The sequence below is a fragment of the Pseudomonas sp. ANT_J28 genome (genome assembly GCF_008370005.1).
Classification (GTDB): Bacteria; Pseudomonadota; Gammaproteobacteria; order Pseudomonadales; family Pseudomonadaceae; genus Aquipseudomonas; species Aquipseudomonas frigoris.
Map to the genome: position 1 here is coordinate 65,720 of NZ_VOBM01000002.1, position 24,658 is coordinate 90,377.

At 59.8% G+C, this 24,658-nt stretch carries 26 protein-coding genes and 3 pseudogenes; 17 read left to right on the top strand and 12 right to left on the bottom strand.

Features of this window, described 5'->3' with window-relative positions; all coding sequences use genetic code 11:
• The first annotated feature begins 4 nt into the window (after window positions 1-4).
• Window positions 5-808, top strand: a complete 804-nt coding sequence (locus tag FQ187_RS01330; protein ID WP_149628118.1) for an ABC transporter permease — start codon at window positions 5-7, stop codon at window positions 806-808.
• Complete coding sequence (locus FQ187_RS01335; RefSeq protein ID WP_149628119.1) at window positions 796-1,632, top strand: ABC transporter ATP-binding protein; 837 nt, start codon at window positions 796-798, stop codon at window positions 1,630-1,632. The genes FQ187_RS01330 and FQ187_RS01335 overlap by 13 nt, the downstream gene beginning before the upstream one ends.
• Window positions 1,633-1,760: 128 nt before the next feature.
• Here the strand turns inward: FQ187_RS01335 and FQ187_RS01340 are convergent, their stop codons facing one another.
• Together FQ187_RS01340 and FQ187_RS01345 are read right to left on the bottom strand one after the other, a co-directional pair.
• Window positions 1,761-2,837, bottom strand: coding sequence for an endonuclease/exonuclease/phosphatase family protein (locus tag FQ187_RS01340; RefSeq protein ID WP_149628120.1), 1,077 nt, complete (start codon window positions 2,835-2,837; stop codon window positions 1,761-1,763).
• Window positions 2,838-2,912: 75 nt separating this feature from the next.
• Window positions 2,913-3,587, bottom strand: a complete 675-nt coding sequence (locus FQ187_RS01345; RefSeq protein WP_149628121.1) for a YciC family protein — start codon at window positions 3,585-3,587, stop codon at window positions 2,913-2,915.
• Between the two features lie 178 nt (window positions 3,588-3,765).
• Between FQ187_RS01345 and FQ187_RS01350 the strand changes: the two genes are divergently transcribed.
• From FQ187_RS01350 to FQ187_RS01370, 5 genes and pseudogenes are all read left to right on the top strand, one after another.
• Window positions 3,766-4,521 carry a DUF2076 domain-containing protein gene (locus FQ187_RS01350; RefSeq protein WP_149628122.1) on the top strand — a complete coding sequence of 252 codons (756 nt, stop codon included), beginning with the start codon at window positions 3,766-3,768 and terminating at the stop codon, window positions 4,519-4,521.
• Between the two features lie 137 nt (window positions 4,522-4,658).
• A complete protein-coding gene (locus FQ187_RS01355) occupies window positions 4,659-5,138 on the top strand; it encodes an NYN domain-containing protein (protein WP_010467410.1) in 480 nt (159 codons plus the stop codon).
• 23 nt (window positions 5,139-5,161) lie between these two features.
• Window positions 5,162-5,773: a PolC-type DNA polymerase III gene (locus tag FQ187_RS01360; protein ID WP_149628123.1), complete on the top strand. Its 612-nt coding sequence runs from the start codon at window positions 5,162-5,164 to the stop codon at window positions 5,771-5,773.
• 431 nt (window positions 5,774-6,204) lie between these two features.
• Window positions 6,205-6,735, top strand: coding sequence for a Bro-N domain-containing protein (locus FQ187_RS01365; RefSeq protein WP_149628124.1), 531 nt, complete (start codon window positions 6,205-6,207; stop codon window positions 6,733-6,735).
• Window positions 6,734-6,889: pseudogene (locus tag FQ187_RS01370) on the top strand (3'-5' exonuclease); the annotation flags it as partial. The gene FQ187_RS01365 and the pseudogene FQ187_RS01370, both read left to right, overlap by 2 nt.
• A 127-nt stretch (window positions 6,890-7,016) precedes the next feature.
• Here the strand turns inward: FQ187_RS01370 and FQ187_RS01375 are convergent.
• Complete coding sequence (locus FQ187_RS01375) at window positions 7,017-7,475, bottom strand: Lrp/AsnC family transcriptional regulator (protein WP_149628125.1); 459 nt, start codon at window positions 7,473-7,475, stop codon at window positions 7,017-7,019.
• A gap of 163 nt (window positions 7,476-7,638) precedes the next feature.
• Between FQ187_RS01375 and yedA the strand changes: the two genes are divergently transcribed.
• Window positions 7,639-8,565, top strand: coding sequence for a drug/metabolite exporter YedA (yedA, locus tag FQ187_RS01380; protein WP_149628126.1), 927 nt, complete (start codon window positions 7,639-7,641; stop codon window positions 8,563-8,565).
• Between the two features lie 78 nt (window positions 8,566-8,643).
• Window positions 8,644-9,978: a DEAD/DEAH box helicase gene (locus tag FQ187_RS01385; protein ID WP_129441001.1), complete on the top strand. Its 1,335-nt coding sequence runs from the start codon at window positions 8,644-8,646 to the stop codon at window positions 9,976-9,978.
• Window positions 9,979-10,132: 154 nt separating this feature from the next.
• Here the strand turns inward: FQ187_RS01385 and FQ187_RS01390 are convergent, their stop codons facing one another.
• The gene (locus FQ187_RS01390; RefSeq protein ID WP_178122658.1) at window positions 10,133-11,374 is read right to left on the bottom strand and encodes a TIGR03862 family flavoprotein; all 1,242 of its coding nucleotides are present in this window, start codon (window positions 11,372-11,374) and stop codon (window positions 10,133-10,135) included.
• Between the two features lie 279 nt (window positions 11,375-11,653).
• Window positions 11,654-12,574 carry a histone deacetylase gene (locus tag FQ187_RS01395; protein WP_033054220.1) on the bottom strand — a complete coding sequence of 307 codons (921 nt, stop codon included), beginning with the start codon at window positions 12,572-12,574 and terminating at the stop codon, window positions 11,654-11,656.
• 86 nt (window positions 12,575-12,660) lie between these two features.
• Between FQ187_RS01395 and FQ187_RS01400 the strand changes: the two genes are divergently transcribed.
• The 3 genes from FQ187_RS01400 to FQ187_RS01410 all read left to right on the top strand — a co-directional run bounded on the left by FQ187_RS01400 (window position 12,661) and on the right by FQ187_RS01410 (window position 14,793).
• Window positions 12,661-13,230, top strand: coding sequence for a GNAT family N-acetyltransferase (locus FQ187_RS01400; protein WP_149628128.1), 570 nt, complete (start codon window positions 12,661-12,663; stop codon window positions 13,228-13,230).
• Between the two features lie 103 nt (window positions 13,231-13,333).
• Window positions 13,334-14,203: an acyl-CoA thioesterase II gene (gene tesB, locus FQ187_RS01405; protein ID WP_129441008.1), complete on the top strand. Its 870-nt coding sequence runs from the start codon at window positions 13,334-13,336 to the stop codon at window positions 14,201-14,203.
• Window positions 14,200-14,793, top strand: coding sequence for an HAD family hydrolase (locus FQ187_RS01410; RefSeq protein WP_149628129.1), 594 nt, complete (start codon window positions 14,200-14,202; stop codon window positions 14,791-14,793). Before tesB ends, FQ187_RS01410 begins: the two co-directional genes overlap by 4 nt.
• A gap of 159 nt (window positions 14,794-14,952) precedes the next feature.
• Here the strand turns inward: FQ187_RS01410 and FQ187_RS01415 are convergent, their stop codons facing one another.
• Both FQ187_RS01415 and FQ187_RS01420 read right to left on the bottom strand, forming a co-directional pair.
• Window positions 14,953-15,912 (bottom strand): alpha/beta fold hydrolase, encoded by a 960-nt coding sequence (locus FQ187_RS01415; RefSeq protein WP_149628130.1) that lies wholly within the window; start codon window positions 15,910-15,912, stop codon window positions 14,953-14,955.
• Window positions 15,913-16,806, bottom strand: a complete 894-nt coding sequence (locus FQ187_RS01420; protein WP_149628131.1) for a neutral zinc metallopeptidase — start codon at window positions 16,804-16,806, stop codon at window positions 15,913-15,915. It abuts the gene before it with no gap.
• Window positions 16,807-17,115: 309 nt separating this feature from the next.
• On the opposite strand from FQ187_RS01420, the gene FQ187_RS01425 reads away from it, so the two are divergent.
• The 3 genes from FQ187_RS01425 to FQ187_RS01435 all read left to right on the top strand — a co-directional run bounded on the left by FQ187_RS01425 (window position 17,116) and on the right by FQ187_RS01435 (window position 19,862).
• Window positions 17,116-17,892 (top strand): IclR family transcriptional regulator, encoded by a 777-nt coding sequence (locus FQ187_RS01425; protein ID WP_149628132.1) that lies wholly within the window; start codon window positions 17,116-17,118, stop codon window positions 17,890-17,892.
• A 122-nt stretch (window positions 17,893-18,014) separates the two neighbouring features.
• Complete coding sequence (locus FQ187_RS01430; RefSeq protein ID WP_149628133.1) at window positions 18,015-18,893, top strand: DMT family transporter; 879 nt, start codon at window positions 18,015-18,017, stop codon at window positions 18,891-18,893.
• 291 nt (window positions 18,894-19,184) lie between these two features.
• Entirely contained in the window at window positions 19,185-19,862 is a 678-nt protein-coding gene (locus FQ187_RS01435) for a TetR/AcrR family transcriptional regulator (RefSeq protein WP_149628134.1), read from the top strand.
• A 40-nt stretch (window positions 19,863-19,902) separates the two neighbouring features.
• Here the strand turns inward: FQ187_RS01435 and FQ187_RS30215 are convergent.
• From FQ187_RS30215 to FQ187_RS01445, 3 genes and pseudogenes are all read right to left on the bottom strand, one after another.
• Window positions 19,903-19,968, bottom strand: a pseudogene (locus tag FQ187_RS30215) (hypothetical protein); the annotation flags it as partial.
• A gap of 8 nt (window positions 19,969-19,976) precedes the next feature.
• Window positions 19,977-20,138 (bottom strand): annotated as a pseudogene (locus tag FQ187_RS01440) (type II 3-dehydroquinate dehydratase); the annotation flags it as partial.
• A gap of 19 nt (window positions 20,139-20,157) precedes the next feature.
• The gene (locus FQ187_RS01445; protein WP_149628135.1) at window positions 20,158-21,069 is read right to left on the bottom strand and encodes a LysR family transcriptional regulator; all 912 of its coding nucleotides are present in this window, start codon (window positions 21,067-21,069) and stop codon (window positions 20,158-20,160) included.
• A 277-nt stretch (window positions 21,070-21,346) separates the two neighbouring features.
• On the opposite strand from FQ187_RS01445, the gene FQ187_RS01450 reads away from it, so the two are divergent.
• Together FQ187_RS01450 and FQ187_RS01455 are read left to right on the top strand one after the other, a co-directional pair.
• On the top strand, window positions 21,347-21,775 hold the full coding sequence (locus FQ187_RS01450) for a DUF4160 domain-containing protein (RefSeq protein ID WP_149628136.1): 429 nt from the start codon (window positions 21,347-21,349) through the stop codon (window positions 21,773-21,775).
• Window positions 21,772-22,218 carry a DUF2442 domain-containing protein gene (locus FQ187_RS01455; RefSeq protein WP_149628137.1) on the top strand — a complete coding sequence of 149 codons (447 nt, stop codon included), beginning with the start codon at window positions 21,772-21,774 and terminating at the stop codon, window positions 22,216-22,218. Before FQ187_RS01450 ends, FQ187_RS01455 begins: the two co-directional genes overlap by 4 nt.
• A gap of 54 nt (window positions 22,219-22,272) precedes the next feature.
• Here FQ187_RS01455 and trmA read toward each other — a convergent pair whose 3' ends face one another.
• Both trmA and FQ187_RS01465 read right to left on the bottom strand, forming a co-directional pair.
• Window positions 22,273-23,352: a tRNA (uridine(54)-C5)-methyltransferase TrmA gene (trmA, locus tag FQ187_RS01460; protein WP_149628138.1), complete on the bottom strand. Its 1,080-nt coding sequence runs from the start codon at window positions 23,350-23,352 to the stop codon at window positions 22,273-22,275.
• A complete protein-coding gene (locus FQ187_RS01465) occupies window positions 23,349-24,644 on the bottom strand; it encodes an NCS2 family permease (RefSeq protein WP_149628139.1) in 1,296 nt (431 codons plus the stop codon). Before FQ187_RS01465 ends, trmA begins: the two co-directional genes overlap by 4 nt.
• Window positions 24,645-24,658 lie beyond the last annotated feature (14 nt).

Genomic DNA, 24,658 nt, shown 5'->3' on the forward strand with positions numbered 1-24,658 from the left:
CCGCATGTTCAAGCGCAATTCATGGCTGAGCCGCTGCATCACGCCCAAGACCGGTTTGCCGGTGTCGGTGATTTGGAGCGCGAGCGGTCTGGCCTGGGTGTTGTTGGTCGGCCTGTGGGCCGGTTTGTCTTACGGTGGCGTGGTGCCGGGCATGTTCCTGCCGACACCGGGCGCGGTGGTCGAGGCCGCCGTGCGCCTGAGCCGCGACGGCACGCTCGGCCGGCATGTGTGGGCCAGCCTCGAAGTGGTGATGGTCGGTTTCATCGTGTCGTCGCTGGTGGCGGTGCCGTTGGGGTTGCTGATGGGCAGCTTCCGTATCGTCCAGGCGTTCCTTGAGCCGATGGTCAATTTCATCCGCTACCTGCCGGTGACGTCGTTCGTGCCGCTGTTCATTTTGTGGATTGGCATCGGTCTGGAACAGCGGGTCTCGGTGATCATCTTCGGCGTGTTTTTCCAGCAACTGGTGATGATCGCGGACGTGTCCAAAGGCATCTCCAAGGACCTGATCAACGCGTCTTACACCCTGGGTTCGACCCGCCGCGATGCGGTGCTGCATGTGATCGCCCCGGCGTCGTTGCCGGGTGTGCTGGACACTTTGCGCGTGACCATGGGCTGGGCCTGGACTTACCTGGTGGTCGCCGAGCTGGTCGCGGCCTCCAGCGGTCTGGGTTACTTGAGCCTTAAAGCCATGCGCGGCTTTCAGGTGGATGTGATTTTCCTGGCAATCGCGATCATCGGTCTGTTGGGCCTGGTCACCGATCAACTGTTCCGTTTTCTCCGTCTGAGGATCGCCGCATGGGCTCAGTAAGCGCCGTCAACCCTCGTTTCGTCACGCCACAGGCCGCCCCGGTGCACGCCGCGCCACGGCTGCAAGTGGACAAGGTCAGTCTTCGCTATCAAAAGCCCGATGGTGGAGTGTTCACCGCGCTGGATCAGGTGTCGTTCGAAGTGCCGGATCAGCAATTCGCCGTGTTGGTCGGGCCTTCGGGTTGCGGCAAGTCGAGTTTGCTGTACCTCACTGCCGGATTGAATGAGCCCACGGAAGGCGAGATCTACGTCGGTGGTCAGCAAGTTCAAGGGCCGGGTGCTGATCGCGGCATGGTGTTCCAGAGCTATACGCTGTTCCCGTGGCTGACGGTGCGGCAGAACGTTGAGTTCGGCCTCAAACGTCGCGGCATGGCCGCCGCTCAGCGCAAGGAAATTGTCGACTACTACGTCAACGAAGTCGGCCTGACCGGGTTCGCCGACAACTACGCCAAGCAGCTGTCCGGCGGCATGATGCAGCGCGTCGCCATTGCTAGGGCGCTGGCCAACGACCCGCAAATCCTGCTGATGGACGAGCCCTTCGGCGCGCTCGACAGCCAGACGCGTCTGCAAATGCAGCAGCTGTTATTGCGGGTCTGGGGCAACAGCAAGAAGACCGTGTTGTTCGTGACCCACGATATCGACGAGGCGATTCTGCTGGGCGACCGGGTCTACGTGATGGGCGCGCGGCCGGGTCGGATCAAGCAGATTCTGGACGTGCCGATTGAACGCCCACGGACTCTGGACATGGTCATGGAGCGCTCGTTCATCGACATGAAGCGCGAGATCTTCGGGCTATTGCACGATGAGCTGGAGGAGGAGCATTGATACGGAAGCCAGTTATGCGCAATCTCTGTGGGAGCGGGCTTGCTCGCGAAGGCGATTTATCGTTCAACATTGATGTCGGCTGACCCACCGCTTTCGCGAGCAAGCCCGCTCCCACAGGTTTTGCATCGTTAGTTGGCGGGTAAAAGGAAACGGGCGACCATCGGCAAGTGATCGGATATCCGCAAGGTATCGTGCTGCCTCACCGTCGCCTCGACCCGTTTGATCCGCGGACTGTAGAACAGGTAGTCGACAGTCCGGTCCGGGCCGTTCAAGCCAGGATCGTTCGGGTAATGGGTCAACCACCGCGCCCGGTCGATGCCGCTGGCTTCGTTGTTGGTCGGGATCATCGGGTATTTGTCCCACAGCACATGCAGCGCGCTGTCGGTGGAGTAGGGCGTGCGTTGCTCGTCGGGCAGGCGTCGATATTGCCCCAGCGGTAACAGGTTGAAGTCCCCACCGATCAACCAAGGCGTGCCGCGGCTTTCGAGCTTGTCGAGGACTTTTGTGACCGCCGTTACCTGAGATTGCAGCGTTTCGTCAGGCTGGATGACGCGGTCCAGATGGGTGTTGAGCACCGCTATCTGACCGCCGTCGCTCAACGGCAGGTACGTGACCAACAAGGCATTTTTCGGTTTGAACTGGCGGGTGATGAAGTTGGCCGGTCCGACCGGCAATTGCAGGCGTTCGGCATGTTCGATCTGGTAGCGGCTGAGGGTGGCCAGTTGCCGGCCGACGCTGCCGAAAATGTGCGGCTCAGGCACGAAATCAGCTTTCCAGTCGAAGGCGTGAGTGCTGCACGGATACAGGTCCGCGACTCGTTCCTGAAGCAGCTTGAACTGGTTTTGGTAATCGCTGGCCTTGGCGCCGTCATCGAGCTCCTGCAGCAGCACGACGTCCGGTTGCTCGTCGCGGATCACCCGGGCCACTTCATCGAGGCTGAAGGCCATGTCTTCGGGTGTGGGTTTTTCGTCATTGCCGGCCGCGAGGTCATTCCAGAATACGTAGCGTTTTCCCGCCAGGTACTGGACGTTCCAGGTCATCACCTTCAGCGCCTGACCGGGCACCAGCGTCGGTGCCTGGGCGTTGCAACTGACCGGTAGGGCTTCCTTGGCTTCGGGGCGCCAGGTCAGGTTGTAGATCAGCAAGGCAATCAGGCCGGTCACGGTCAACAGGCCCAGCAGGGTGTAGCGCAGTAGACGGGTCATGGCTCGGCTTATAGCGTTACAAAAGTTGAGCCCGAGCATAACCGACAGACGGGCTTAAGCCCACGGGGAGAGCGGTCAAAGCGGCCCGTCAACTTTCTCGGGCACATCGTCAATCAGCATGAACAAACGGAACAGCACCACGCTGACGAACAGTTGCAGGAAGCTGTGGGCGCTGTCGATCAGCAGGGAAATCACCGGGTTCTGCGGTTCGGGATAGACCGCCAGGGTTGCGCCCTTGAGCACCCACAACGGGCCCATCACACAGAGAATGCACACCAGAATGCGCAGGAAGTTGCCGCGGGTCAGGCGCAGGCTTTCCTTCATCGCCGCCAGCGGTGCGAAGCCGCGCAGCACCAGCAGGTACTCGCCAAATGCCAGGGTCACCATTAGCCAGATGCCCGGCAGGAAATACAGCGACAGGCCGATCAGGATCAGCAAGGTATTGAGCGCGGTAAGCAGCGCGAAGCGTGGCCACAGGGTCGCGGACATCGCCAGCAGGTCGCGATTGCGCGGTGATTCGCCGCGGCTGCGGGCATCGAGAAACAGGATCAGCGCGGCGGTGTACAACGGATAAACCAGCAAGCCGACTATCACACTGATGCCGGGAAAGCTGTCCGGCTCGGTGGAGTGGTCGACCACTTGTTGCAACAGCGCCTCAAAGATCACCAGCGGCAGGCACAGCCGCACGATCTGGCCCAGATTGCGCTTGAAGAAATATAGTGAGTCACGCAGTACATCGAACGAATTCATCAGTCGGTATCGCAGGTTGAAAGCAGTGGCCCACTTTAACCGATGAAGCGCTTTGGGGCGCAAACGTAAACGTTCGGTAAAGACCATTGAAACATCCTGTATCAGCCTCCATTACGGATGGGCACCTTATCCACAGTGGATAAGGGCGACGATATTCCCGGCAATCTACGAGGTCGCCATGAACAGCGAAGAACAAACCCTGATCGATGGACTGTTTTCCCGGCTGCAACAGGCCGAAACGGATTCAGCCCCGCGCGACGCCCAGGCCGAGGCGCGGATCAAGGAACACCTGACTCGCCAGCCCGCGGCGGGCTATTTCATGACCCAGGCGATTCTGGTGCAAGAGGCCGCCATCAAAAGCCTCGATGAACAGAACAAACAGCTCGCCCAACAAGTCCAGCAGTTGCAGGCCGAACTGCAATCGGCCAAGGCTCAGACGGCTGCACCGGCCCCGAGCAGCGGTGGTTTTCTGTCGAGCATCTTCGGCGGCAGCTCCCGTGATCCGCAGCCGACACCCACCCAAAGCCCTCCCGCATCGAGCGGTGGCGGCTGGCGTGAACCGGCGCGGCCGTCGTTCAACTCGCAGCCGCCACAACAGAACTTCGGTGCAGCACCGCCTCAGCAGAATTACGCCCCGCAACAGCCGGCCGGCAGCAGTTTCCTCGGGGGGGCGCTGAAAACCGCCGCCGGGGTGGCTGGTGGTGTGATGCTGGCGCAAGGCATCAGCAGCCTGTTCCATCACAATCAGCAGCCGGAAGTGGTTGAAGTGATCAAGGAAGAACCGGCGCAGGTCAACGATCAGAGCGGTGACAAGGGCTGGGGCGAGGATCAGCGCGTAGCTGACAACGCCAATGATCAGGGCGGCTTTACCGACGCCGACTACAGCGATGACAGCTCATCGTTCTTCGGCGGCGACGACGATTCCTTCGTCTGATACGCCATTCGTCCGGAGCGCTATGGCGCTCCGGACCGATTATTCGCGGAACAATCCTTCAGGCTGGCATACTGGGCAACTTTTCGGGCCTGGTGCCTGATCCTGCCCGCGCTCCGGCGCGCCAACGAGGATGACCGGTGAAAAAAATCGCAGTGTTCGCCGATGTCCAAAACCTCTATTACACCGTGCGTCAGGCCTATGGTTGCCATTTCAACTATGCCGCGCTGTGGGCTGATATCAGCAAACAGGGCGAGATCGTCGAGGCCTATGCCTACGCCATTGATCGTGGCGACAGCAAACAACAGCAATTCCAGCAGATCCTGCGCAACCTCGGTTTCATCGTAAAGCTCAAGCCCTACATCCAGCGCAGCGATGGCTCGGCCAAGGGCGACTGGGACGTGGGCATCACCCTCGACATCATGGACGCCGCCGATCATGTCGACGAAGTGGTGCTGGCCTCCGGTGACGGTGATTTCGACATGCTGCTGGAGCGCATCATCACCAAGCACGGGGTGCAAGCAGTGGCTTACGGCGTGCCGGGCCTGACGGCCAACTCGCTGATCCGCGCCGCCAGCCGCTACGTGCCGATCGAAGGCGCGTTGCTGCTCAAGAATTGATTTTTTTTGGAGTTGAAACAGGTTTGGAACGCATAGCAGTCATCGACTTTGAAACCACCGGGATCTCCCCGAGCAGCAGCTGCCGGGCCACGGAAATTGCCGTGGTGATCCTTGAACAGGGGCGCATCGTCGAGCGTTACCAAAGCCTGATGAATGCCGGCGTGCGCGTCCCGGCCTTCATCGAACAACTCACTGGCATCAGCAACGCCATGCTGCGCACCGCGCCCTCGGCGGAGCAGGTGATGAATGAGGTCAACGAATTCGTCGGCATCACACCGCTGCTGGCCCACAACGCCGCGTTCGACCAGAAGTTCTGGGACTTTGAGCTGGGGCGGATCAAACGCACACGCTTGCAGAACTTCGCCTGTTCGCTGCTCCTCGCCCGCCGTTTGATGCCCGCCGCGCCGAACCACAAACTCGGCACGCTTACCACGTTCGCCAACCTGCCCCACACCGGTAAAGCTCACCGGGCCATGGCCGATGCCGAGATGGCGGCCAATCTGACCGCGCACCTGGCACAGGAACTGCGGCAGAAGCATGGGTTGCGCGAGTTGTCCCATGATCTGCTGGTCAGCCTGCAGAAAGTGCCGGCGGCGAAGATCAATGAGCACCTGAAGCGCCATCGCGGGCTCTGAAAACACCGCACCCCCGAACACCCTGACAGCTCCTACAGAAGAACCATTTTTCCTTTCACATCCCCCGACGGCACGCGCTCGCGATGCAGGTTTATAGGGTGTTTAACGATGACTCTGATGTGACGATCGCTCCTACCCAATATTAGGAATTTGTCCGTCTTGCCCCGTACCTGTGGCATCGATAACCTCTCCAGCGTCGCTGCCAATTCAGCGACCGGGTCTGCAAGCCCGCCGACAGTTTGTTATGAGACCACCGGCGCACCTATAATCGCGTCGCTTTAATGAGCGACCATCGATTTATGGTAGCTGTGTGCGGGAGACCTTCGGGTCTGCCGGGGTGGTCTCCTACTCGGTCTTGCAGACCCGCGCATAGCTGCCACCCATCATCTGCAAGTGATGCTGGCAGCTCCCACTTTCTCAGGAGATTCGCCATGATCAAAGTTACCCCCAATCCCCCTGAAGATTTAGATCAGTCCTCATTACCGCAAACAGCTGCATGCGCAGCTTATTTCGCCCCCAAAACATTCATCCGTCACCACATCCAACTGCGCGCACTTTTACTGCACGCGGAACCCTGGTTCTGTGCCCGTGATATAGGCCGGTTAATGGGTGTGGACATAAACGGCAGACAAGCGATCAAGCTCGATGCGGATCAGCGGCGGATGTTGTGTTTGGCTGATGGCGAAGATTCGCAAGAGACATTGATGCTGAGTGAGTCCGGCGTATACGCGATGCTGGTTTATCACTACTGCCCGGAAAACCGCCATTTGCGACGTTGGTTGACCCACCATGTGGTGCCGATGTTGCGGGAGGAGGCGGGGCCCGTTTCGACTCAGGCGCCGCATATGCGGGCGATGGAGTGGGCGGGCGGAACGCTGCGGCTGCTGCATTGGCGGAAAGAATCTTGGGTTCGCCTGCGGGATATGCCTGGTGTGTTGTCTGCAAGTTACAGAGGCGTTTAACGGATCGCTGGCGGCCAATCTGACGGCGCATTTGGCCCAGGAGTTGCGGCAGAAGCATGGGTTGCGGGAGTTGTCGCATGATCTGCTCGTCAGCTTGCAGAAAGTGCCGGCGGCGAAGATCAATGAACATCTGAAGCGCCATCGCGGGTTTTAACTGACACACCGCAAATCCCCTGTGGGAGCGGGCTTGCTCGCGAAAGCGATTTATCATTCAGCATTGATGTTGACTGACACACCGCCTTCGCGAGCAAGCCCGCTCCCACTTTGGATCTTCGGCACCATTAGATCGTCTTCTCACTCCCCTCCAACTGCCCCAACGGCACACGCTTCTCTATCGCGCTCGACAACACAATCGACGTCTTGCTGAACCCGAATTTGGCGATCCGGTTGATCAACGCTTCCAGCTCCGGCATCGAACCCACGGCCGCTTGCATGATCACGCACGGATCGCCCGTCACCCGGTGGCACTCGGTCAGTTGCGGGATTTTGATCAGGTCGTCGTAGGCCTTCTGATTACCGTGCTGGTTCAAACGCAGTTCGATCACGCACTGGATCGGCAAGCCAAGCTTGGCCATGTCGACTTTCGCCTGGTAACCGGTGATCACCCCGCAGGCTTCCAGTTTGGCCACGCGCTCAGCCACGGCGGGGGCGGACAGGTTGACCTTGCGCGCCAGGTCGGCGTAGGACGCACGACCGTTTTCCAACAGGGCGCTGAGGAGCATGCGGTCGTATTTGTCCATCGTCGGACTCCTGAAAAATGACTGACTTTCGAAAACACGGTTTATAGCGATGATCTCCGTGTTTTGAAAAGTGTACCGGCGCTATAAACAGGTTTTGTAACTTATTTTACGCCGCTGGCCTTTCTAGAATAGCTGTTCACTTGTCTTGCCTACGAGCTGCCCCATGCCTGGCTTACGTCGTTTTCCCTTACCGTTGATCGCTGCCTTTTTCGCGTTGTACGTGATTTGGGGCTCGACTTACCTGGTGATTCGCATCGGCGTGGAGTACTGGCCGCCGTTGTTGCTCGCCGGTATCCGCTTCGTGATCGCCGGGACGTTGATGTACGCGTTCCTGCGTTGGCGCGGGGCGCCGGCACCGACCTGGGCGCAGTGGAAAGCCGCCGGGATCATCGGGATTTTGCTGCTGGCGTGCGGTAACGGCGGGGTAAGCGTGGCCGAGCACATGGGTGTCGCCTCGGGTGTGGCTGCGTTGGCGGTGGCGACGGTGCCGCTGTTTACCTTGCTCTGCGGATATTTCTGGGGCGCGCGTAATACCCGTCTCGAATGGGCCGGGATTGTGCTCGGGCTGATCGGCATTGCCATGCTCAACCTCGGTTCCAACCTGCAATCGAGTCCGTTGGGCGCCGCATTGCTGATATTCGCGGCAGCTTCCTGGGCATTCGGTTCGGTGTGGAGCAAACACTTGCCGCTGCCCCAAGGCGCGATGGCCAGTGCCGTAGAAATGTTGGTCGGCGGTGTAGCGCTGCTGATCGGCAGTGCGCTGAGTGGTGAGCATCTGGAAGCCATGCCGCCGATCGAAGGCTGGGCGGCCCTGGCCTACCTGACTTTCTTCGGCTCGATCATCGCTTTCAACGCTTATATGTATCTGTTGAAAAACGTGCGGCCGGCGGCGGCCACCAGTTATGCCTACGTCAACCCGGCGGTGGCGGTGTTGCTGGGGATCGTGTTTGTCGGCGAGACCATCGGTATCGAGGAAGCATTGGCCATGGCGGTGATCATCAGCGCCGTGGTGTTGATCGGATTGCCGCAGTGGCGCCGAGCTCCGGAACGACCTGCTGCCGTGGTGCAGACAGAATCGAGCGTGAATTAGGGTAAACTGCGCGCCATTGCATCTTGTTTTGCACACTTGTTTTGAAAAACCCGCGCTGAATTTTCCTACGGTAATCCCATGACTTTCGCCACCCTTGGCCTGATCGAACCCTTGCTGCGCTCTCTAGAGACGCTCGGCTACCAGACCCCGACGCCGGTTCAGGCGCAAGCCATTCCGGCGGTGCTGGCCGGTCGTGACCTGATGGCCGCCGCCCAGACCGGGACTGGCAAGACCGCCGGCTTCGCGCTGCCGCTCCTGCAATTGCTGGCCATGGAAGGGCCGAAAGTGGCGTCTAACTCGGTGCGCGCACTGATCCTGGTGCCGACCCGCGAATTGGCCGAACAGGTTCACGAAGCCGTGCGTCAGTACGCCGAGAACCTGCCGTTGAGCACTTACGCGGTGTACGGCGGCGTCAGCATCAACCCGCAAATGATGAAGCTGCGCAAGGGTGTTGACGTGCTGGTGGCGACGCCGGGTCGTTTGCTCGACCTGTATCGCCAGAAGGCCCTCAAGTTCAATCAGCTGCAAACCCTGATTCTGGACGAAGCCGATCGCATGCTTGATCTGGGTTTCTCCGAGGAACTGGGGAATATCTACCGCGTGCTGCCTAAGCAACGTCAGACGCTGTTGTTCTCCGCGACCTTCTCCGACGCAATCCGCTTGCTGGCCGGACAAATGCTCAACGATCCACTGAGCATCGAAGTCAGCCCGCGCAACGTGGCCGCCAACACCGTCAAGCAATGGGTGGTGACGGTCGACAAGAAGCGCAAGCCGGAACTGTTCATCCATTTGCTGCGCAAGGGTAAGTGGAAGCAGGTGCTGGTGTTCGCCAAGACCCGCAACGGCGTAGACGCACTGGTGGAAAAGCTTCAGGGCCTGGGCATCAATGCCGACGGCATCCACGGCGACAAACCTCAGGCAACCCGCCAGCGTGCACTGGACCGTTTCAAGGCCAGTGAAGTGCAGATTCTTGTGGCCACCGACGTTGCGGCCCGTGGTCTGGATATCGAAGATTTGCCATTGGTGGTCAACTTCGACCTGCCGATCGTGGCTGAGGACTACATCCACCGGATCGGTCGTACCGGACGCGCGGGTGCATCCGGGCAGGCGATTTCGCTGGTCTGCGCCGATGAAGTGAATCTGCTGTCGGCCATCGAGACGTTGACCCGTCAGACATTGCCTCGTCAGATGGAACATGACTTCGAGCCTGAGCACCGGGTGCCGGATACCGATGCCAGCGGTCAGGTCGTCAAGAAGCCGAAAAAACCGAAGAAGCCGAAGACCTCCAGTGGCGGTAAACGCAATCTGGGTAAATGGGTTGAGAGTGGGGATGCTTCGGCGCCGGAGCCTTCGATCAAGCCTGTGCGCAAGGTGCCGGTGTTTAATACCGGGCCGCGTAAGAAGAAGCCTTGAAAACACGCGACGTCTGTTAGGCCGCCTTCGCGAGCAAGTCGGATCGCCGCACCGCCGCTCCCACATTAACTGCATTCTTTCTGGAAGAACTCGGTCGAATGTGGGAGCGGCGGTGCGGCGATCCGACTTGCTCGCGATGGCCGCGCCTCAGTCCTCAGTCCTTGCGCTTCAACCACTCCACCATCCCCAACCCCGCCGCGCGCCCACTGGCGAAACACGTGGTCAGCAGATAGCCACCCGTCGGCGCTTCCCAATCGAGCATTTCCCCCGCGCAGAAGACGCCAGGCAGTTGCTTGAGCATCAAACGCTCATCCATCGCTTCGAACATCACACCACCGGCGCTGCTGATGGCCTCGTCCAGTGGGCGGGTTTTCACCAGTGACAGTGGAAGCGCCTTGATCGCTTTGGCCAGCAGCGCCGGATCAGCGAAGCTTTCGGCCGGAGTGAGTTCGCGCAGCAACGCCGCTTTCACGCCATCAATGCCGAGCTGACTGTGCAGGTGCTTCGACATTGAGCGTGAACCGCGTGGTTTGCTCAGCGCAGCCTGAACCTTATCCACAGGCTTGCCCGGCAACAGGTCCAGGTGAATGGTCGCCGAGGCGTGCTGATTGATGGCTTCGCGGATCGGCGCCGACAAGGCGTAGATCAAACTGCCTTCAATCCCGGTTGCCGTGATCACACATTCCCCGAGCCGCGGCACGTCGTCATTGAGGCCAATGGCGATGTTTTTCAGCGGTGCGCCGGCGAATTTGCTGACCATCAACTCGCTCCAGGCCTGCACATCGAAGCCGCAATTACTCGGTTGCAGCGGCGCGAGTCCTACGCCGTGTTGTTCCAGTGGCAGCATCCAGGCGCCGTCCGAGCCGAGGCGCGACCAGCTGCCGCCGCCGAGGGCCAGCAAGGTTGCGTCAGATTTGACGGTTTTTTCGCCCTCGGGGCTGTCGATACGTAATCCACCGGTTTCATCCCAGCCGAGCCAGCGGTGACGGGTGTGGATAACGACGCCGCTGTCTCGCAGACGTTTGAGCCAGGCGCGCAACAGGGGGGCGGCTTTCATGTCTGTAGGAAAGACTCGCCCGGAGCTGCCGACAAAGGTTTCGATGCCCAAGTCATGAATCCATTGGCACAAGGCTTCGGCCCCGAAACCGCGCAACAGTGGCGCAATCTGCGGCGCGCGTTCGGCGTAGCGTGAGAGAAATGCCGGGTAGGCTTCGGAATGGGTGATGTTCATGCCACCCACACCGGCCAGCAGGAATTTTCGCCCCACCGAAGGCATGCCGTCGTACAGGTCGACCTTAATCCCGGCCTGGCTCAGCACTTCGGCCGCCATCAACCCGGCGGGGCCGCCGCCGATGATGGCGACGTGGGGGGAGTGAGTGACGGAAGATTGGGTCATGGGAAGCGCTGCGGTATGGCGGAATAAGCCGCGCATTCTACCAGCACAGATCTATGTGGGAGCGGGCTTGCTCGCGAAAGCGATTTAACATGCAACATTGATGTCGACTGATACCGCTTTCGCGAGCAAGCCCGCTCCCACATTGGAACTGTGTCGTTTCAAATGGCTGGTTAAAAAACAACCACCCTTTTACAGGCTATATGCAGCATGGCCTGTAGGACCTTTCACTCAGGTTATCCACAGGCAGTTCCACAGGCATTGTGGGTAAAGACTCACACCTCAATGACAACCTGATGACTGCCAGACCCGTTGCGCACTGTGATGGAGGATTCCATGACGGCGCGCCAACGCCTTGCGGTCCTTGCTGTAGCCGCCGCCGATCACCCCGACCACCGGAATATCCCGGCCCAGGCAATGACGCATCACGCTTTCATCCCTAGCGGCAACGCCTTCGTCTGTCAGTTTCAGGTAGCCGAGCGCGTCATCTTTATGCACATCGACACCGGCGTCGTACAACACCAGGTCAGGTTGGTAGAGCGGCAGCAAATAATTGAGCGCATCGTCCACCACCTTCAGGTAATCGGCATCGCCCATGCCCTTGGGCAGTGGAATGTCCCAGTCACTTTCGGCTTTGCGTGCAGGAAAGTTCTTCTCGCAGTGCAGGGAAACGGTCACCGCTTCCGGGGTGTTGTGCAGAATCCGTGCTGTCCCGTCGCCCTGATGCACATCGCAGTCGAAGATCAGCACCCGGTTCACACGGCCGCTTTCCAGCAGGAAATGACTGATCACCGCCAGGTCATTGAAGATGCAGAACCCGGCAGGATGGTCGTAATGCGCGTGATGGGTGCCGCCGGCCAAGTGACAGGCCAAACCATGTTCCAGCGCCTGCTCGGCCGCCAGCAGCGAGCCGCCAACCGCACGTACTGTGCGCCGGGCCAGGGCTTCGCTCCACGGCAGGCCGAGGCGCCGCTGGTCTTCGCGGGACAACTCGCCGCCCATGTAGCGTTCGATATACGCAGGGTCATGTGCGAGCGCGAGAATCTCTGGTGGGCAGAGGTCGGGGCGCAGCAGGTCAGCGTCCCGGGTCAGTCCGCTGTCCACCAGGTGATCGCGCAGCAGGCGAAACTTGTCCATGGGGAAGCGGTGATCCGCCGGGAACTCGGGACTGTAGTCTTCGTGGTAGATCAGGGGCAGGGGCATGGCTGATTTATACAGGACGGTAGGTAGGAATGAGTGAAGGATCCTACCAGCGATGTAGACTTGCGGCATGGGAACGGGGGGGCACGATGGAACCGATACTGGAACTCGAGAGCGCGCGACTGCTGTTGCGGCAGTGGCGCGATGAGGATTTACCGGAGTTTGCGGCGATGTGCGCCGATTCACAGGTGATGCGATATTTTCCGGCGCCTTTAAGTCGTCTGGAAAGTGCTTCGCTTATCGGACGGATTCGCGGCCATTTTGCCGAACATGGCTTCGGTCTCTGGGCGCTGGAGCGCAAGGACACCGGGGCATTTATCGGTTTTACCGGGCTCGCAGAGGTCGGCTTCGACGCGCGTTTTACCCCGGCCACCGAGATCGGCTGGCGCCTGGCCCGTGAGCACTGGGGCCTTGGCTACGCCAGTGAGGCGGCGTGGACCGTTCTGCGCTGCGGGTTTGACCGGTTGGCGCTGAAAGAAGTCGTGTCCTTCACCACCGAAACCAACATGCCGTCGCAGAAAGTCATGCAGGCCATCGGCATGCATCATGATTCAGCCGATGATTTCGACCACCCGATGCTCGCGGCCGATCATCCCCTGCGTCACCATGCGCTGTACCGCATCACCCGTGAACAATGGCTGCAAACCTTGCATGGATAAGCCGGCACGGACGTTTACAATGGCTCCCATGGGCCCTGGCCAGAAATTGAATCGACCGTCGCAGCCAAGACTGCGCGGCATGCGTTGTGTGAGGAGAGTCTGAATGAGCCAAGTGTTGGATGATCTGGTTGACCTGCTGACCCTGGAACCAATCGAAGAAAACCTGTTCCGTGGCCGCAGCCAGGACCTGGGTTTTCGTCAGCTGTTCGGCGGTCAGGTGATCGGTCAGTCCCTGTCGGCGGCCAGTCAGACGGTCGAAGAGGCGCGCCACGTGCATTCGATGCACGGTTATTTCCTGCGTCCCGGCGATTCCGCGCTGCCCGTGGTTTATCAGGTTGATCGGGTACGCGACGGTGGCAGTTTCAGCACGCGCCGGGTGACGGCGATCCAGAAGGGCAATCCGATTTTCACTTGCAGTGCGTCGTTCCAGTACGACGAAGAAGGCTTCCAGCATCAGTCCGAGATGCCCACCGTAGTCGGCCCGGAAAACCTGCCGTCAGAGCTGGAACTTGCTCAGCAGCGGGCGCACCTGATTCCCGAGCACATGCGCGAAAAGCTGCTGTGCCCGAAACCGATTGAATTCCGACCGATCACCGAGAAAGATCCCTACAACCCGCAACCGTCCGATCCGATCAAATACGTCTGGTTTCGCGCCGACGGGGCCTTGGCCGATTCTCCGGCACTGCATAAATACTTGCTGGCGTACGCCTCGGACTTCGGTTTGTTGACCACGTCGATGCAGCCCCATGGCAAATCGGTCTGGCAGAAAGACATGCAGGTTGCCAGTCTCGATCACGCGCTGTGGTTCCATCAGGATCTACGGGCCGATGATTGGTTGCTGTATGCGATGGACAGTCCTTGGGCGGGCAACTCGCGCGGCTTCTCCCGCGGCAGCGTGTTCAACCGCGCCGGGCAATTGGTGGCTTCGGTCACGCAGGAAGGCCTGATTCGCCACCGCAAGGATTGGGCATGAGCCTGGCCGAGGTGCGGCACTGGGTGTTCGACATGGACGGCACCCTGACGGTGGCCGTGCATGACTTCGCGGCGATCCGCGTGGCGTTGGCCATTCCAGCCGAAGACGACATCCTGACCCACCTCGCCGCGCTGCCGGCCGATGAAGCCGCCGCCAAACATGCGTGGTTGCTGGAACACGAACGGGACCTGGCGCTCGGTTCGAAAGCGGCTCCGGGCGCGGTAGAGTTGGTGCGTGAGCTGGCCGGGCGCGGTTATCGCCTGGGCATTCTTACGCGCAATGCTCGCGAACTGGCGCACGTGACGCTGGAAGCGATCGGCCTGGCCGACTGCTTCGCGGTGGAAGATGTGCTGGGCCGTGATGAAGCACCGCCAAAACCGCATCCCGGTGGTTTGCTGAAGTTGGCCAATGCCTGGAATGTCCCGGCCAGTGAGATGGTGATGGTCGGTGACTACCGCTTTGATCTGGATTGCGGTCGGGCGGCAGGGACGCGGACGGTGTTGGTGAACCTGCCGGATAATCCCTGGCCTGAGTTAACGGATTGGCATGCGGCGGATTGTGTGGTGTTGCGGCAGATGCTTTCGGCTTGAGAGATTGGCTGCCTGTTCGAACGCTTTCGCGAGCAAGCCCGCTCCCACACTTTATCTCCATGAAATGCAAAATTTGCATCCGACGCAGATCGAATGTGGGAGCGGCGGTGCGACGATTCGACTTGCTCGCGAAGGGGCCCTGCCAGCCACCATAAAAACTCACTGACCGAACAACGCCTTCTGCCCCTCAGGCGAAGTCAGCATCCCATCCCCGTCATGTCCGACCCCTGGCACTTCAATTAGCTGCTGATTCAAACCCTGAGGATGCAGCCGCTTCAGATAAGCAAAATAATTACGCCCGCGAGCCAATCGATTGGCTCCCTGAGCTTGGGCCTCACAGCTTTTATCCAGCGCCGGCTGCTTCGGGTCGCTGTCCTTCAGCCCGAGTAGATAAACGACATCGCGTTTGACGTAGTTTTCCTCCAACTGCTTGGCGGGTTGCCCTTCGGCATAGGCGGGTAAATCCGTCAGCCCGTACTTCCAGCGATTGAAATTCGGGCAACCGGCATGGCTGAACGCCGCCGGCCGTCGCTCATCGAAGTACGCATAAGACGACGGGTTGGCAATGACGTAACGCACCTGTATGTCGGCCGCCTTGAGCGCGGGCTGATCGTGGCCCAGCAACGCGTATCGCTGCACCACCTGAGCGCCACCGGAGTGACCGGCGATGACAATTTGCTTCACGTCCGGAAACTGTTTTCGATCGCCGATTCGGGCGATGATTTCGTCGAGCGCCGCGTAGGAGCTCAGGGAAAACGGAGCGGTGGATAAACCGCCCGCCATCCAGTCATTACCCTGCCAGCGCAATACGCTGTCAGCCACGGGATGGGCCGCGATGTCGGTTTCATTGAGAAATTGCGGGGCGAGCACCAAGGTGGTCGCGCTTTGCCCGGCCTGTTCGGCCGCGCGCTCGGCGCTCTGGCGATAGGTGTCGGCATTGCGCAATCGACCATGGATGATGATCAGCACGCGTTCGATTTTTTTCGGGGCCGGGCCGATGCCCACCGCGATTTCACCTGCAGTCAGCAGCAGGCGTCCGGGGCTGACCTCCTTGACCGCATGCTCGGCAGCCTGGGCGCTTGCGCAGGTGATCAGTAGAGCTAACAGCCACTTATTCATTTATAGGTTTTTCGCTGCAAAGGTATCGCACTGGCCGACCTGGCCTTGCGCAAATCCGGTTTTGAACCAGCGCACCCTTTGCGCCGACGTACCATGAGTAAACGAATCCGGCACCACGCGACCCTGACCTTGCTGTTGCAAGCGGTCATCGCCGATGGCATTGGCGGCGTTCAAGGCTTCTTCGATGTCACCGGGTTCCAGCCAGTTCAGCCGTTTCTGCGCATTATTGGCCCAGACTCCGGCCAGGCAATCGGCCTGCAGTTCCTGGCGCACCAGCAAACCACTGTCGCCTTCCATCTGCCGGCCCTGTTGGCGGGCGGTCTGAATTTTCGCCGAAACGCCGAGCAAGGTCTGCACATGGTGTCCGACTTCGTGAGCGATCACGTAGGCCTGAGCGAAGTCGCCAGCAGCGGAAAAACGTTGGGACATTTCCTGGAAGAAACTCATGTCCAGGTAGACCTTCTGGTCCTCCGGGCAATAGAACGGGCCGGTCGCCGATGTCGCCAGGCCACAGGCCGAATTGATGCGGTTGCTGAACAGCACCAGGGTCGGGTTCTTATATTGACGACCCGCCTGCTGGAAAATCTGACCCCAAGTGTCTTCGGTATCGCCGAGGATCGAGCGCACGAACTCGGCTCCTTCATCAGTGGCCGGCGGTGCCTTGCGGGTTTGAGTCGGGGCCGGTGCCGATTGCTCGCTCACTTGCCCGGTCAGTTGCCCGAGGATTTGCATCGGGTCCTGGCCGGTGATCCAGCCGATCCCGACGATCAAGATAATTGCCGTCAGGCTCAGGCCCTTGCCGCCACCGAAGCGCATCCCACCACCGCCGCCGCCAGAATCATCACCACGGGCATCGACCACGTTGTCGCTGCGTCGGCCTTTTTTCCATAGCATGTGGGAACCCTCTGATTGTCCGTGGGGATGAGTGTTGCTGCTGAGTGGGAGCGGCGCCAGTCCGGTCGTCCATCTTTTGTTGCGCGCAGGAGCCTTCCCGGCAACCTGTGGTGGGTTGCCGGGAATACTCCAGACTCGTATTGAACACGGACAACCCATCTAATTCCTTCAGGCGACGGGTTTTTATCGGGCAGGCGACGGCCTGTATCGGAAATTATTTGTCGAGCACGGTTGCCGGACTGCGGGTTCCAGATTTCGCATTACTTGGTTTGTCTTTTAGAATCTGGAAAATTTAGTGTGGACCCTCCCATGGCCGGCAGTCAGATCGAACGTGTTTTCAGTGTGCTGGAAAGCCTCACCAGTGACCCCCGCGGGCTGCAGATGCAGGCATTGGCAGAGCAACTCGACATTCCAAAAAGCGCGACTCACCGCTTACTCGCCGAGCTGATTCGCCTGGGCTACGTGCGGCAGAATCCAGAGAATTTGCGCTATCACTTGTCGACCAAACTGGTGGCAATGGGGTTCCGCTATCTGTCGAGCAGCGGCGCCGATATCGTGCAGCCGGTGCTTGATCGTCTGGCCCATGAAACCGGAGAACTGGTGCGTCTAGGCATTATCGAAGGTGAACGGCAGATCTGGATTGCCAAATCCCAGGGCGCCCGTTCGGGGTTGCGTTACGACCCGGACATGGGCCGCGACGCGCCATTGTTTTATACCGCATCAGGCCATGCCTGGTTGGCGTGCATGAGCGATGCTGAAGCCTTGTCGCTGGTAGAGCGCCAGGGTGGTGAACGGCCCAAAGACCTCGGGCCGAACGCTCCGCGTTCCAACATTGAATTGCTGGAACGGCTGCGGCTGGCGCGGGAGCAGGGCTATGCCTGGGTCGAGGAAAGTTCGGCTGTGGGCACTTCAGCGATTGCGGCAGTGGTGCGGCACCCAAGTGATGGGCGGGTAATCGGCGTATTGAGTATTGCTGGCCCAAGCGCGCGGATGCCGGGGGCTCGACTACATGAGTTGGCGCCACTGTTGTTGAAAGTTACCGAAGAGTTGTCAGCAGCAAGTCTGGCTTCTGAGATGTTTAACTAACGGCAGTAAATCCTTGCTCTGTAAATCGTGTGCGTTGTTCGCCCACTTTTACTGTGTGGCTATGTGAGAATCTGGAACCGGGTTCTAAATTATTTGAACTCGCGAAGCACAAGGAAAACCACATGACCGTCAGCACTCCGCTCTCTGGCGTGAACCAACCCTTCAAAGGGATTCTGCTGATCGTCGTTGCGACCTTTCTGTTTTCCAGCCACGACGCCTTTTCGAAATACCTCTCAGGGTTCTACCCGATCGTCATGGTGGTCTGGGCTCGTTATCTGGTTCACACCTTACTGATGGCCGGGATTTTCCTGCCGCAATCCGGGCTGGGTGTCCTGCGAACCAAACGGCCGTTCCTTCAGCTGTTGCGGGCGTTGTGCCTGTTGGGCACCAGTCTGTTTTTCACCACCGGCTTGCAGTACATCCCTTTGGCCGAAGCCACGGCGGTCAACTTTCTTGCGCCGGTTCTGGTGACTGCGCTGTCGGTGCCACTGCTGCGCGAGCATGTCACGCGTGGCCAGTGGATTGCGGTGATTTGCGGATTCATCGGCGTGTTGATCATCGTCCATCCGGGCGGAGAACTCTTTACCCCGGCGGTGTTGCTGCCGCTCTGCTCGGCGCTGTTTTTCTGCTTCTATCAATTGCTCACCCGCAAGCTCAGCAATATCGATAGCCCGACCACCAGCAACTTCTTCGCTGGGCTGTGCAACACCCTGGTGATGAGTGCGCTGGTGCCATTCTTCTGGCAAGTCCCCAGCCTGGGCCATGGATTCATGATGGTGGCGCTGGGCGCCTGCGGGATGACGGCTCACCTGTTTCTGACGCAAGCCTTTCGCCACGCAGCCCCTGCATTGTTGGCGCCGTTCGGTTATTGCCAGATTGTCTTTGCCGGTTTGCTGGGCTGGTTGCTGTTTTCTCACACGCCGACCCTGACCACGGTGGTCGGGATCGCGGTGATTTGTTGCAGCGGGTTGGCAGCAGCCTGGCAGCAGAGTCGGCAGTGAGAGAAGCAGGGCAGGCCTGGAATCAGGCCTGCCGATGGCCGCGCACATGCCCACGTCAGCCAGGCCAAGGAGGCGGGCGTTTCGCTGCTGGATATCCCGCTCAATGACTACGATGGCCTCGCCTCGCCTCGCGCGCTGTCGGCCATGGCCACGTCTCGAAGCGGTGCCGTACGTCAAGCAAAGTTGTAGGGAAATCGTAAACACGGGCACAAACCGCTGCTGCGCGGCTTCCTTCACTGTGCGGCGCGGCCCATAATCGCCAACCTGTGCAGTGATGGCCGTGAGCCCGCAATGACGATAAGTTCAGAACTCTCCGCAGCGCCCGACGAGCCGATCGTCGAGCCGCGCAAGAGTCGCAAAAACAACCCGGAAAAGACCCGCGAGAACATCCTTCAAGAGGCGATTGTCGAGTTCGTCCAGCAGGGGCTTTCCGGCGCTCGCGTCGATGCGATTGCCGAGCGCATCCACACCTCAAAACGCATGATCTATTACTACTTCGGCAGTAAGGAACAGCTCTACGTCGAGGTGCTGGAGAAACTTTACGGTGATATTCGCAGCACCGAGAACCGTCTGCACCTGACCGAACTGGCGCCGGTGGACGCGATTCGGCGGCTGGTGGAATTCACTTTCGACCACCATGATCGCAACGTCGACTTTGTGCGTATCGTCAGCATCGAGAACATTCACAATGCTGAATACGTGAAGCGTTCCGATGCGATCAAGGCGATGAACAACACCATCCTCGATTCACTGGGCGAGATTTTGGGCCGCGGTGCCGAGGAGGGCGTGTTCCGCGCGGGGCTCGAGCCGTTGGATGTGCATCTGTTGATCAGCTCGTTTTGCTTCTATCGCGTGTCGAACCGCCATACTTTCGGTGAGATCTTTCAGGTCGACTTGCCGGACGAAAGCATCAAGCAGCGTCATCGAGAGATGATTTGCGAGTCGGTTTTGCGGTATTTGCAGGCCTGATGTGGGGTGAGGGGCTTGCCCCCTCGCCACATCCGTTCAGCCCTTCATGCTCGTGCAGCGCCGGGGTGCGAGAAGCCTGGATGCCGGCGCCGATCAGTCCGGCCATCACCGCCGTGCGATGGCCGACACAAAAGAGTGGTGGCGGAAGGGCTCGCGGGCATGAACGTTGGACAGGTGGACTTCGATCACCGGCAATTCGCTGGCGACCAACGCATCGCGGATCGCGACCGAGGTGTGGGTCCAGGCAGCCGGATTGATGAAAATCCCGGCGCAACGGTCGGACGGTTTCGGCTTTTCAGCAGGGCAGATGCTCCACCAGAAAATCGATGAACGCCCTCAAACGCAGAGGCATATGACGAGTTTGCGGGTAGAGCAGGGTGAACGGCCGCGAGCGTCCGCCATACGGCTTGAGCACTTCCACCAGCGAACCATCGGCCAATTCGTTTTCGACGATGAAGCGGTAGGTCTGGAACAGTCCCGCGCCATGTTTGGCCAGGGTCACGCCGCCCAGCACATCGTCGGAACAACTGAGATTGCCTTCGGCCAGAATCTCCCGGTGCACGCCATTGTCGTTGAACAGCCAGGCAATTCGCCGACCGCTGCTGGGCAATTCGTACTGGATGCACTCGTGCTGTTTAAGATCATCCAGCGTTTGTGGAATGCCCGCGTGCTTGAGGTAGTCAGGACTGGCAATCATCACCAGCGCGGCGTCTTCCAACTGTCGGGCGATCAGGCCGGAATCCGGAATCGCCCGCACGCGGATCGCCATGTCATAACCTTCACCGACGAAATCGATGTTGCGATTGCTGATGTGCGACTCGACCTTCACCGCCGGAAAGCGTGCCCGAAAAGCCGGCAACAACGGCAAAATCCGGTGATGGGCATAGGTAGTGGGAATGCTGATGCGCAAGGTGCCGGAAGGCTGTTGCTGCTGACCCATGACCTCACGCTGGGCCTCGACCAGTTGCGCCAGCGCCTGGCGACATTCCTCGTAATACCGCCGACCACTGTCGGTCAGTTTGACGCTGCGGGTGGTGCGGGCGAACAACCGCACGCCCAGGCGTTCTTCCATGCGCGACACCGAGCGGCTCACGGCTGCCGGCGTCACGCCAGCCACCAGCGCGGCGGCGGTAAAGCTACCGGCTTCGGCTGCCAGACAAAACAGTTCGATGCTGCCCAGCTGAAGATCGTCGAATTGTCGCTGCATGATTGATTACACCGTGGATCAAATGAAGGACTGAATTTCGCCACTGTAGATGAAATTGTCAAAGCGGTGCATTACTTGATCCGTGCCGATTTCACCACCATTTTTGTGGACGCGGTGAAAGGATTGCTTACCAATTTGCGCCGTCATTCCGCCGCCCTTATGAAGGCTTGAACGCTAGGCTCAATGACGGATGACTGAGCGAGTGCTCAGCGCCAGTTATCGGATTTTCCAGGGAATGTCGGGTCTTCGGGCTCATTAACCTAACGGATGGGTTAGCATGAGATTATTCAGCTACAAAGGGTTTTCAATGGTGATCATGTTGCGCGATGAGCACTGCCCGCCGCATGCACATGTGGATGCCGGAACCTGGAGTGCGCGCTTCAAATTCAGCTTCTGGCACAACAGTGTCGAGCTGTGGGACGTGGTTCCTCATTCTCGCAGGCCACCTGTGACGGTGCTGGAAGGGTTGCGTCACGCGCTCGGACAACCCGCTCATTTGCGCCGCGCTCGGTGTATCTGGTGGGACAAGCTGCACACGGTCTGCCTCGATCATCAGATATGGGACTGGCAAACCAGCGAAGTCGTGGTGGTAAAAAGGGTCGCCAGTACGACCTGCATGATTGGCTCGGCTTGCTATGAGCCCGAGACGAACAAGACCCTACTGGCGCTGATGGGCGTTCCGGAGGGCGTGGAGATCGAACTATGAAAACGATAACAGCAAAAATGTTGGTGGATCGGCCCGTAACCGAAGCCGTGCTGGATGAAGCCGTCCAGCGTGGCCAAGTGCGCCACAAAGGCGGTCTGCGGGCGACTTCGGTGACCTTTGTGGAACCGTGCCTGGCGGTCAATTTCATTGATGGCAGTGGCGTGCTGTTGCCCGTGCAGCACTATCCGGAGTTCGATGATTTCGACGTCGAGGATTTCGCAGACCTGAAAGTCGGCTTTTCCGGGACAGCCCTTTGCCATGAGGGCAAGGATCTGCAGGTTTCCATCGCCGGGATGGTTTCGGCCAGCAAGCCGCTGATGGATATGGCCGCGTCGGTCATCGCCTCGCGTAATGGTCGCCAAAGCAGCGCCGCCAAAGCCGAGGCTGCGCGGGCGAATGGCCGTAAGGGCGGGCGTCCGCGCAAGACAGATATCACCCTTTAAGCACGCACAAAAAAGCCGTCGTGATGACGGCTGATTTGTATCTGGCGCCAGCAATTACCGGCGGGTCAACAACACCCCGGATTCCATGTGGTGGGTCCACGGGAACTGGTCGAACATTGCGCATCGGGTGATGCGATGTGTGTCGTGCAACTGGGCGATGTTGGCCGCCAGGGTTTCCGGGTTGCATGAGATGTAGAGGATGTTATCGAAGCGACGGGTCAGCTCGCAGGTGTCCGGGTCCATGCCGGCGCGAGGCGGATCGACGAAGACGCTACCGAACTCGTAGCTCTTCAGATCGATACCGTGCAGACGACGGAACGGACGAACTTCGTTCAGGGCTTCGGTCAGCTCCTCGGCGGACAAGCGCACCAGGGTGACGTTATCCACAGCGTTTTCGCTGAGATTGCTCAACGCGGCGTTGACCGACGCCTTGCTGATTTCGGTGGCCAGCACTTTGCGCACGCGCGTCGCGAGCGGCAAGGTGAAGTTGCCGTTTCCGCAATACAGCTCCAGCAAATCGTCGGAGCGATCACCGAGTGAGTCGTAAGCCCAGTTGAGCATCTTCTGGTTCACGGTGCCGTTGGGCTGGGTGAACGCGCCTTCCGGCTGGCGATAGCTGAAGGTGCGGCCACCGACGTCCATCTGCTCGACCACGTAATCGTGACCGATCACTTCGCGTTTGCCTTTGGAGCGGCCGATGACGCTGACGTTCAGGTCGACTGCCAGTTTCGACGCTGCCGCGTGCCAGTGCTCGTCCAGCGGGCGGTGATAGCACAGCGTGATCATCGCATCGCCGGCCAGGGTGGTCAGGAACTCCACCTGGAACAGCTTGTGGCTCAGGGCCGCACTGGCTTGCCACGCTGCCTTCAGCTGCGGCATCAACTGATTGATACGCAGGCTGGCGATCGGGAATTCTTCGATCAGGATCGGCGTGCGCTTGTCTTCCTGGGAAAACATCGCGTAGTGACGCTCACCGGCTTCGCGCCACAAGCGGAATTCGGCGCGCAGGCGGAAGTTTTTCAGCGGCGAGTCGAATACCGCAGGTTCTGGCGCACCGAACGGGGCCAACAGGTCACGCAGGCGCGTGACCTTCTCTTCGAGCTGAACGGCGTAAGCCTTGGAATCAAAAGTCATGCGTTGAACCAACCCAACTTGATCACGAACAGAATCGACAGGATCACCAGTGCCGGGTTCAGCTCACGGCCGCGGCCGGACAGCAACTTGATCGCGGTCCAGGAGATGAAACCGAAGGCGATGCCGTTGGCGATGGAATAAGTGAACGGCATGGCCAGAGCAGTGACCACGACCGGTGCGGCGACGGTGATGTCGTCCCAGTCTATTTCGGCCAGGCCGGATGTCATCAGTACCGCGACGAACAGCAGTGCAGGCGCGGTAGCAAAGGCTGGAATGCTGGCCGCCAATGGCGAAAAAAACAGCGCCAACAGGAACAGAATCGCCACGACAACGGCGGTCAGGCCGGTGCGGCCACCGGCACTCACGCCGGCTGCGGATTCGATGTAGCTGGTGGTGGTCGAGGTGCCCAGCAACGAACCGGCCATGGCCGCGGTACTGTCGGCGATCAGGGCGCGCCCCATTTTCGGCATGTGGCCGTCCTTGCCCATCAGGCCAGCGCGCTTGGCGACGCCGATCAGGGTGCCGGAGTTGTCGAACAGATCGACGAACAGGAAGGCGAAAATCACGCTGACCAGCCCGATGTCCAGGGCGCCCTTGATGTCCAGTTGCAGGAAGGTCGGGGCCAGGGACGGTGGCATCGACATCACGCCGCCGAACGGGGTGAAACCCATCGCGATCGAAACGATGGTCACTGCCAGAATGCCGATCAGTACCGCGCCGCGCACTTTCAGTGCTTCAAGCGCCACGATCAGGGCAAAGCCGAGGGTTGCGAGGATCGGGGCCGGTTGTTTCAAATCGCCGAGGCCGACCATGGTGGCCGGGTTACTCACCACGATGCCCGCGTTATGCAGGGCGATCAGGGCCAGGAACAGGCCGATACCGGCGGCAATCGCCGAACGCAGTGGCAACGGGATGCTGTTGATGATCCATTCGCGGATGCGGAAGATCGACAGCAGGAAGAACAGCACCGCCGAGATGAACACCGCCCCCAGCGCTACTTGCCAGGTGTGGCCCATGTGCAGGACCACGGTGTAGGTAAAGAAGGCGTTCAGGCCCATGCCCGGCGCGAGAGCGATCGGGTAGTTGGCGATCAGGCCCATCACCGTGGAGCCGATGGCGGCCGCCAGACACGTGGCGACGAACACCGCGCCCTTGTCCATGCCGGTCTCACCGAGGATGCTCGGGTTGACGAACAGAATGTAGGCCATGGCCAAAAAGGTCGTGACGCCCGCCAGAATCTCGGTCCGCACGTTGGTGTTGTGTGCCTTGAGTTGAAACAGCCTTTCCAGCATGTCTGCTCCCCGTG

Coding starts and splice junctions, on each gene's coding strand:
- FQ187_RS01345 (WP_149628121.1), bottom strand. CDS start 3,587: ATGAATTCGTTCGATGTACTGCGTGACTCACTATATTTCTTCAAGCGC.
- yedA (WP_149628126.1), top strand. CDS start 7,639: ATGCCTGGCTTACGTCGTTTTCCCTTACCGTTGATCGCTGCCTTTTTC.
- FQ187_RS01430 (WP_149628133.1), top strand. CDS start 18,015: ATGACCGTCAGCACTCCGCTCTCTGGCGTGAACCAACCCTTCAAAGGG.
- FQ187_RS01365 (WP_149628124.1), top strand. CDS start 6,205: ATGATCAAAGTTACCCCCAATCCCCCTGAAGATTTAGATCAGTCCTCA.
- FQ187_RS01435 (WP_149628134.1), top strand. CDS start 19,185: ATGACGATAAGTTCAGAACTCTCCGCAGCGCCCGACGAGCCGATCGTC.
- trmA (WP_149628138.1), bottom strand. CDS start 23,352: ATGACTTTTGATTCCAAGGCTTACGCCGTTCAGCTCGAAGAGAAGGTC.
- FQ187_RS01445 (WP_149628135.1), bottom strand. CDS start 21,069: ATGCAGCGACAATTCGACGATCTTCAGCTGGGCAGCATCGAACTGTTT.
- FQ187_RS01375 (WP_149628125.1), bottom strand. CDS start 7,475: ATGGACAAATACGACCGCATGCTCCTCAGCGCCCTGTTGGAAAACGGT.
- FQ187_RS01415 (WP_149628130.1), bottom strand. CDS start 15,912: ATGAATAAGTGGCTGTTAGCTCTACTGATCACCTGCGCAAGCGCCCAG.
- FQ187_RS01350 (WP_149628122.1), top strand. CDS start 3,766: ATGAACAGCGAAGAACAAACCCTGATCGATGGACTGTTTTCCCGGCTG.
- FQ187_RS01410 (WP_149628129.1), top strand. CDS start 14,200: ATGAGCCTGGCCGAGGTGCGGCACTGGGTGTTCGACATGGACGGCACC.
- FQ187_RS01455 (WP_149628137.1), top strand. CDS start 21,772: ATGAAAACGATAACAGCAAAAATGTTGGTGGATCGGCCCGTAACCGAA.
- FQ187_RS01395 (WP_033054220.1), bottom strand. CDS start 12,574: ATGCCCCTGCCCCTGATCTACCACGAAGACTACAGTCCCGAGTTCCCG.
- FQ187_RS01425 (WP_149628132.1), top strand. CDS start 17,116: ATGGCCGGCAGTCAGATCGAACGTGTTTTCAGTGTGCTGGAAAGCCTC.
- FQ187_RS01330 (WP_149628118.1), top strand. CDS start 5: ATGTTCAAGCGCAATTCATGGCTGAGCCGCTGCATCACGCCCAAGACC.
- tesB (WP_129441008.1), top strand. CDS start 13,334: ATGAGCCAAGTGTTGGATGATCTGGTTGACCTGCTGACCCTGGAACCA.
- FQ187_RS01335 (WP_149628119.1), top strand. CDS start 796: ATGGGCTCAGTAAGCGCCGTCAACCCTCGTTTCGTCACGCCACAGGCC.
- FQ187_RS01340 (WP_149628120.1), bottom strand. CDS start 2,837: ATGACCCGTCTACTGCGCTACACCCTGCTGGGCCTGTTGACCGTGACC.
- FQ187_RS01400 (WP_149628128.1), top strand. CDS start 12,661: ATGGAACCGATACTGGAACTCGAGAGCGCGCGACTGCTGTTGCGGCAG.
- FQ187_RS01450 (WP_149628136.1), top strand. CDS start 21,347: ATGAGATTATTCAGCTACAAAGGGTTTTCAATGGTGATCATGTTGCGC.
- FQ187_RS01390 (WP_178122658.1), bottom strand. CDS start 11,374: ATGACCCAATCTTCCGTCACTCACTCCCCCCACGTCGCCATCATCGGC.
- FQ187_RS01420 (WP_149628131.1), bottom strand. CDS start 16,806: ATGCTATGGAAAAAAGGCCGACGCAGCGACAACGTGGTCGATGCCCGT.
- FQ187_RS01385 (WP_129441001.1), top strand. CDS start 8,644: ATGACTTTCGCCACCCTTGGCCTGATCGAACCCTTGCTGCGCTCTCTA.
- FQ187_RS01465 (WP_149628139.1), bottom strand. CDS start 24,644: ATGCTGGAAAGGCTGTTTCAACTCAAGGCACACAACACCAACGTGCGG.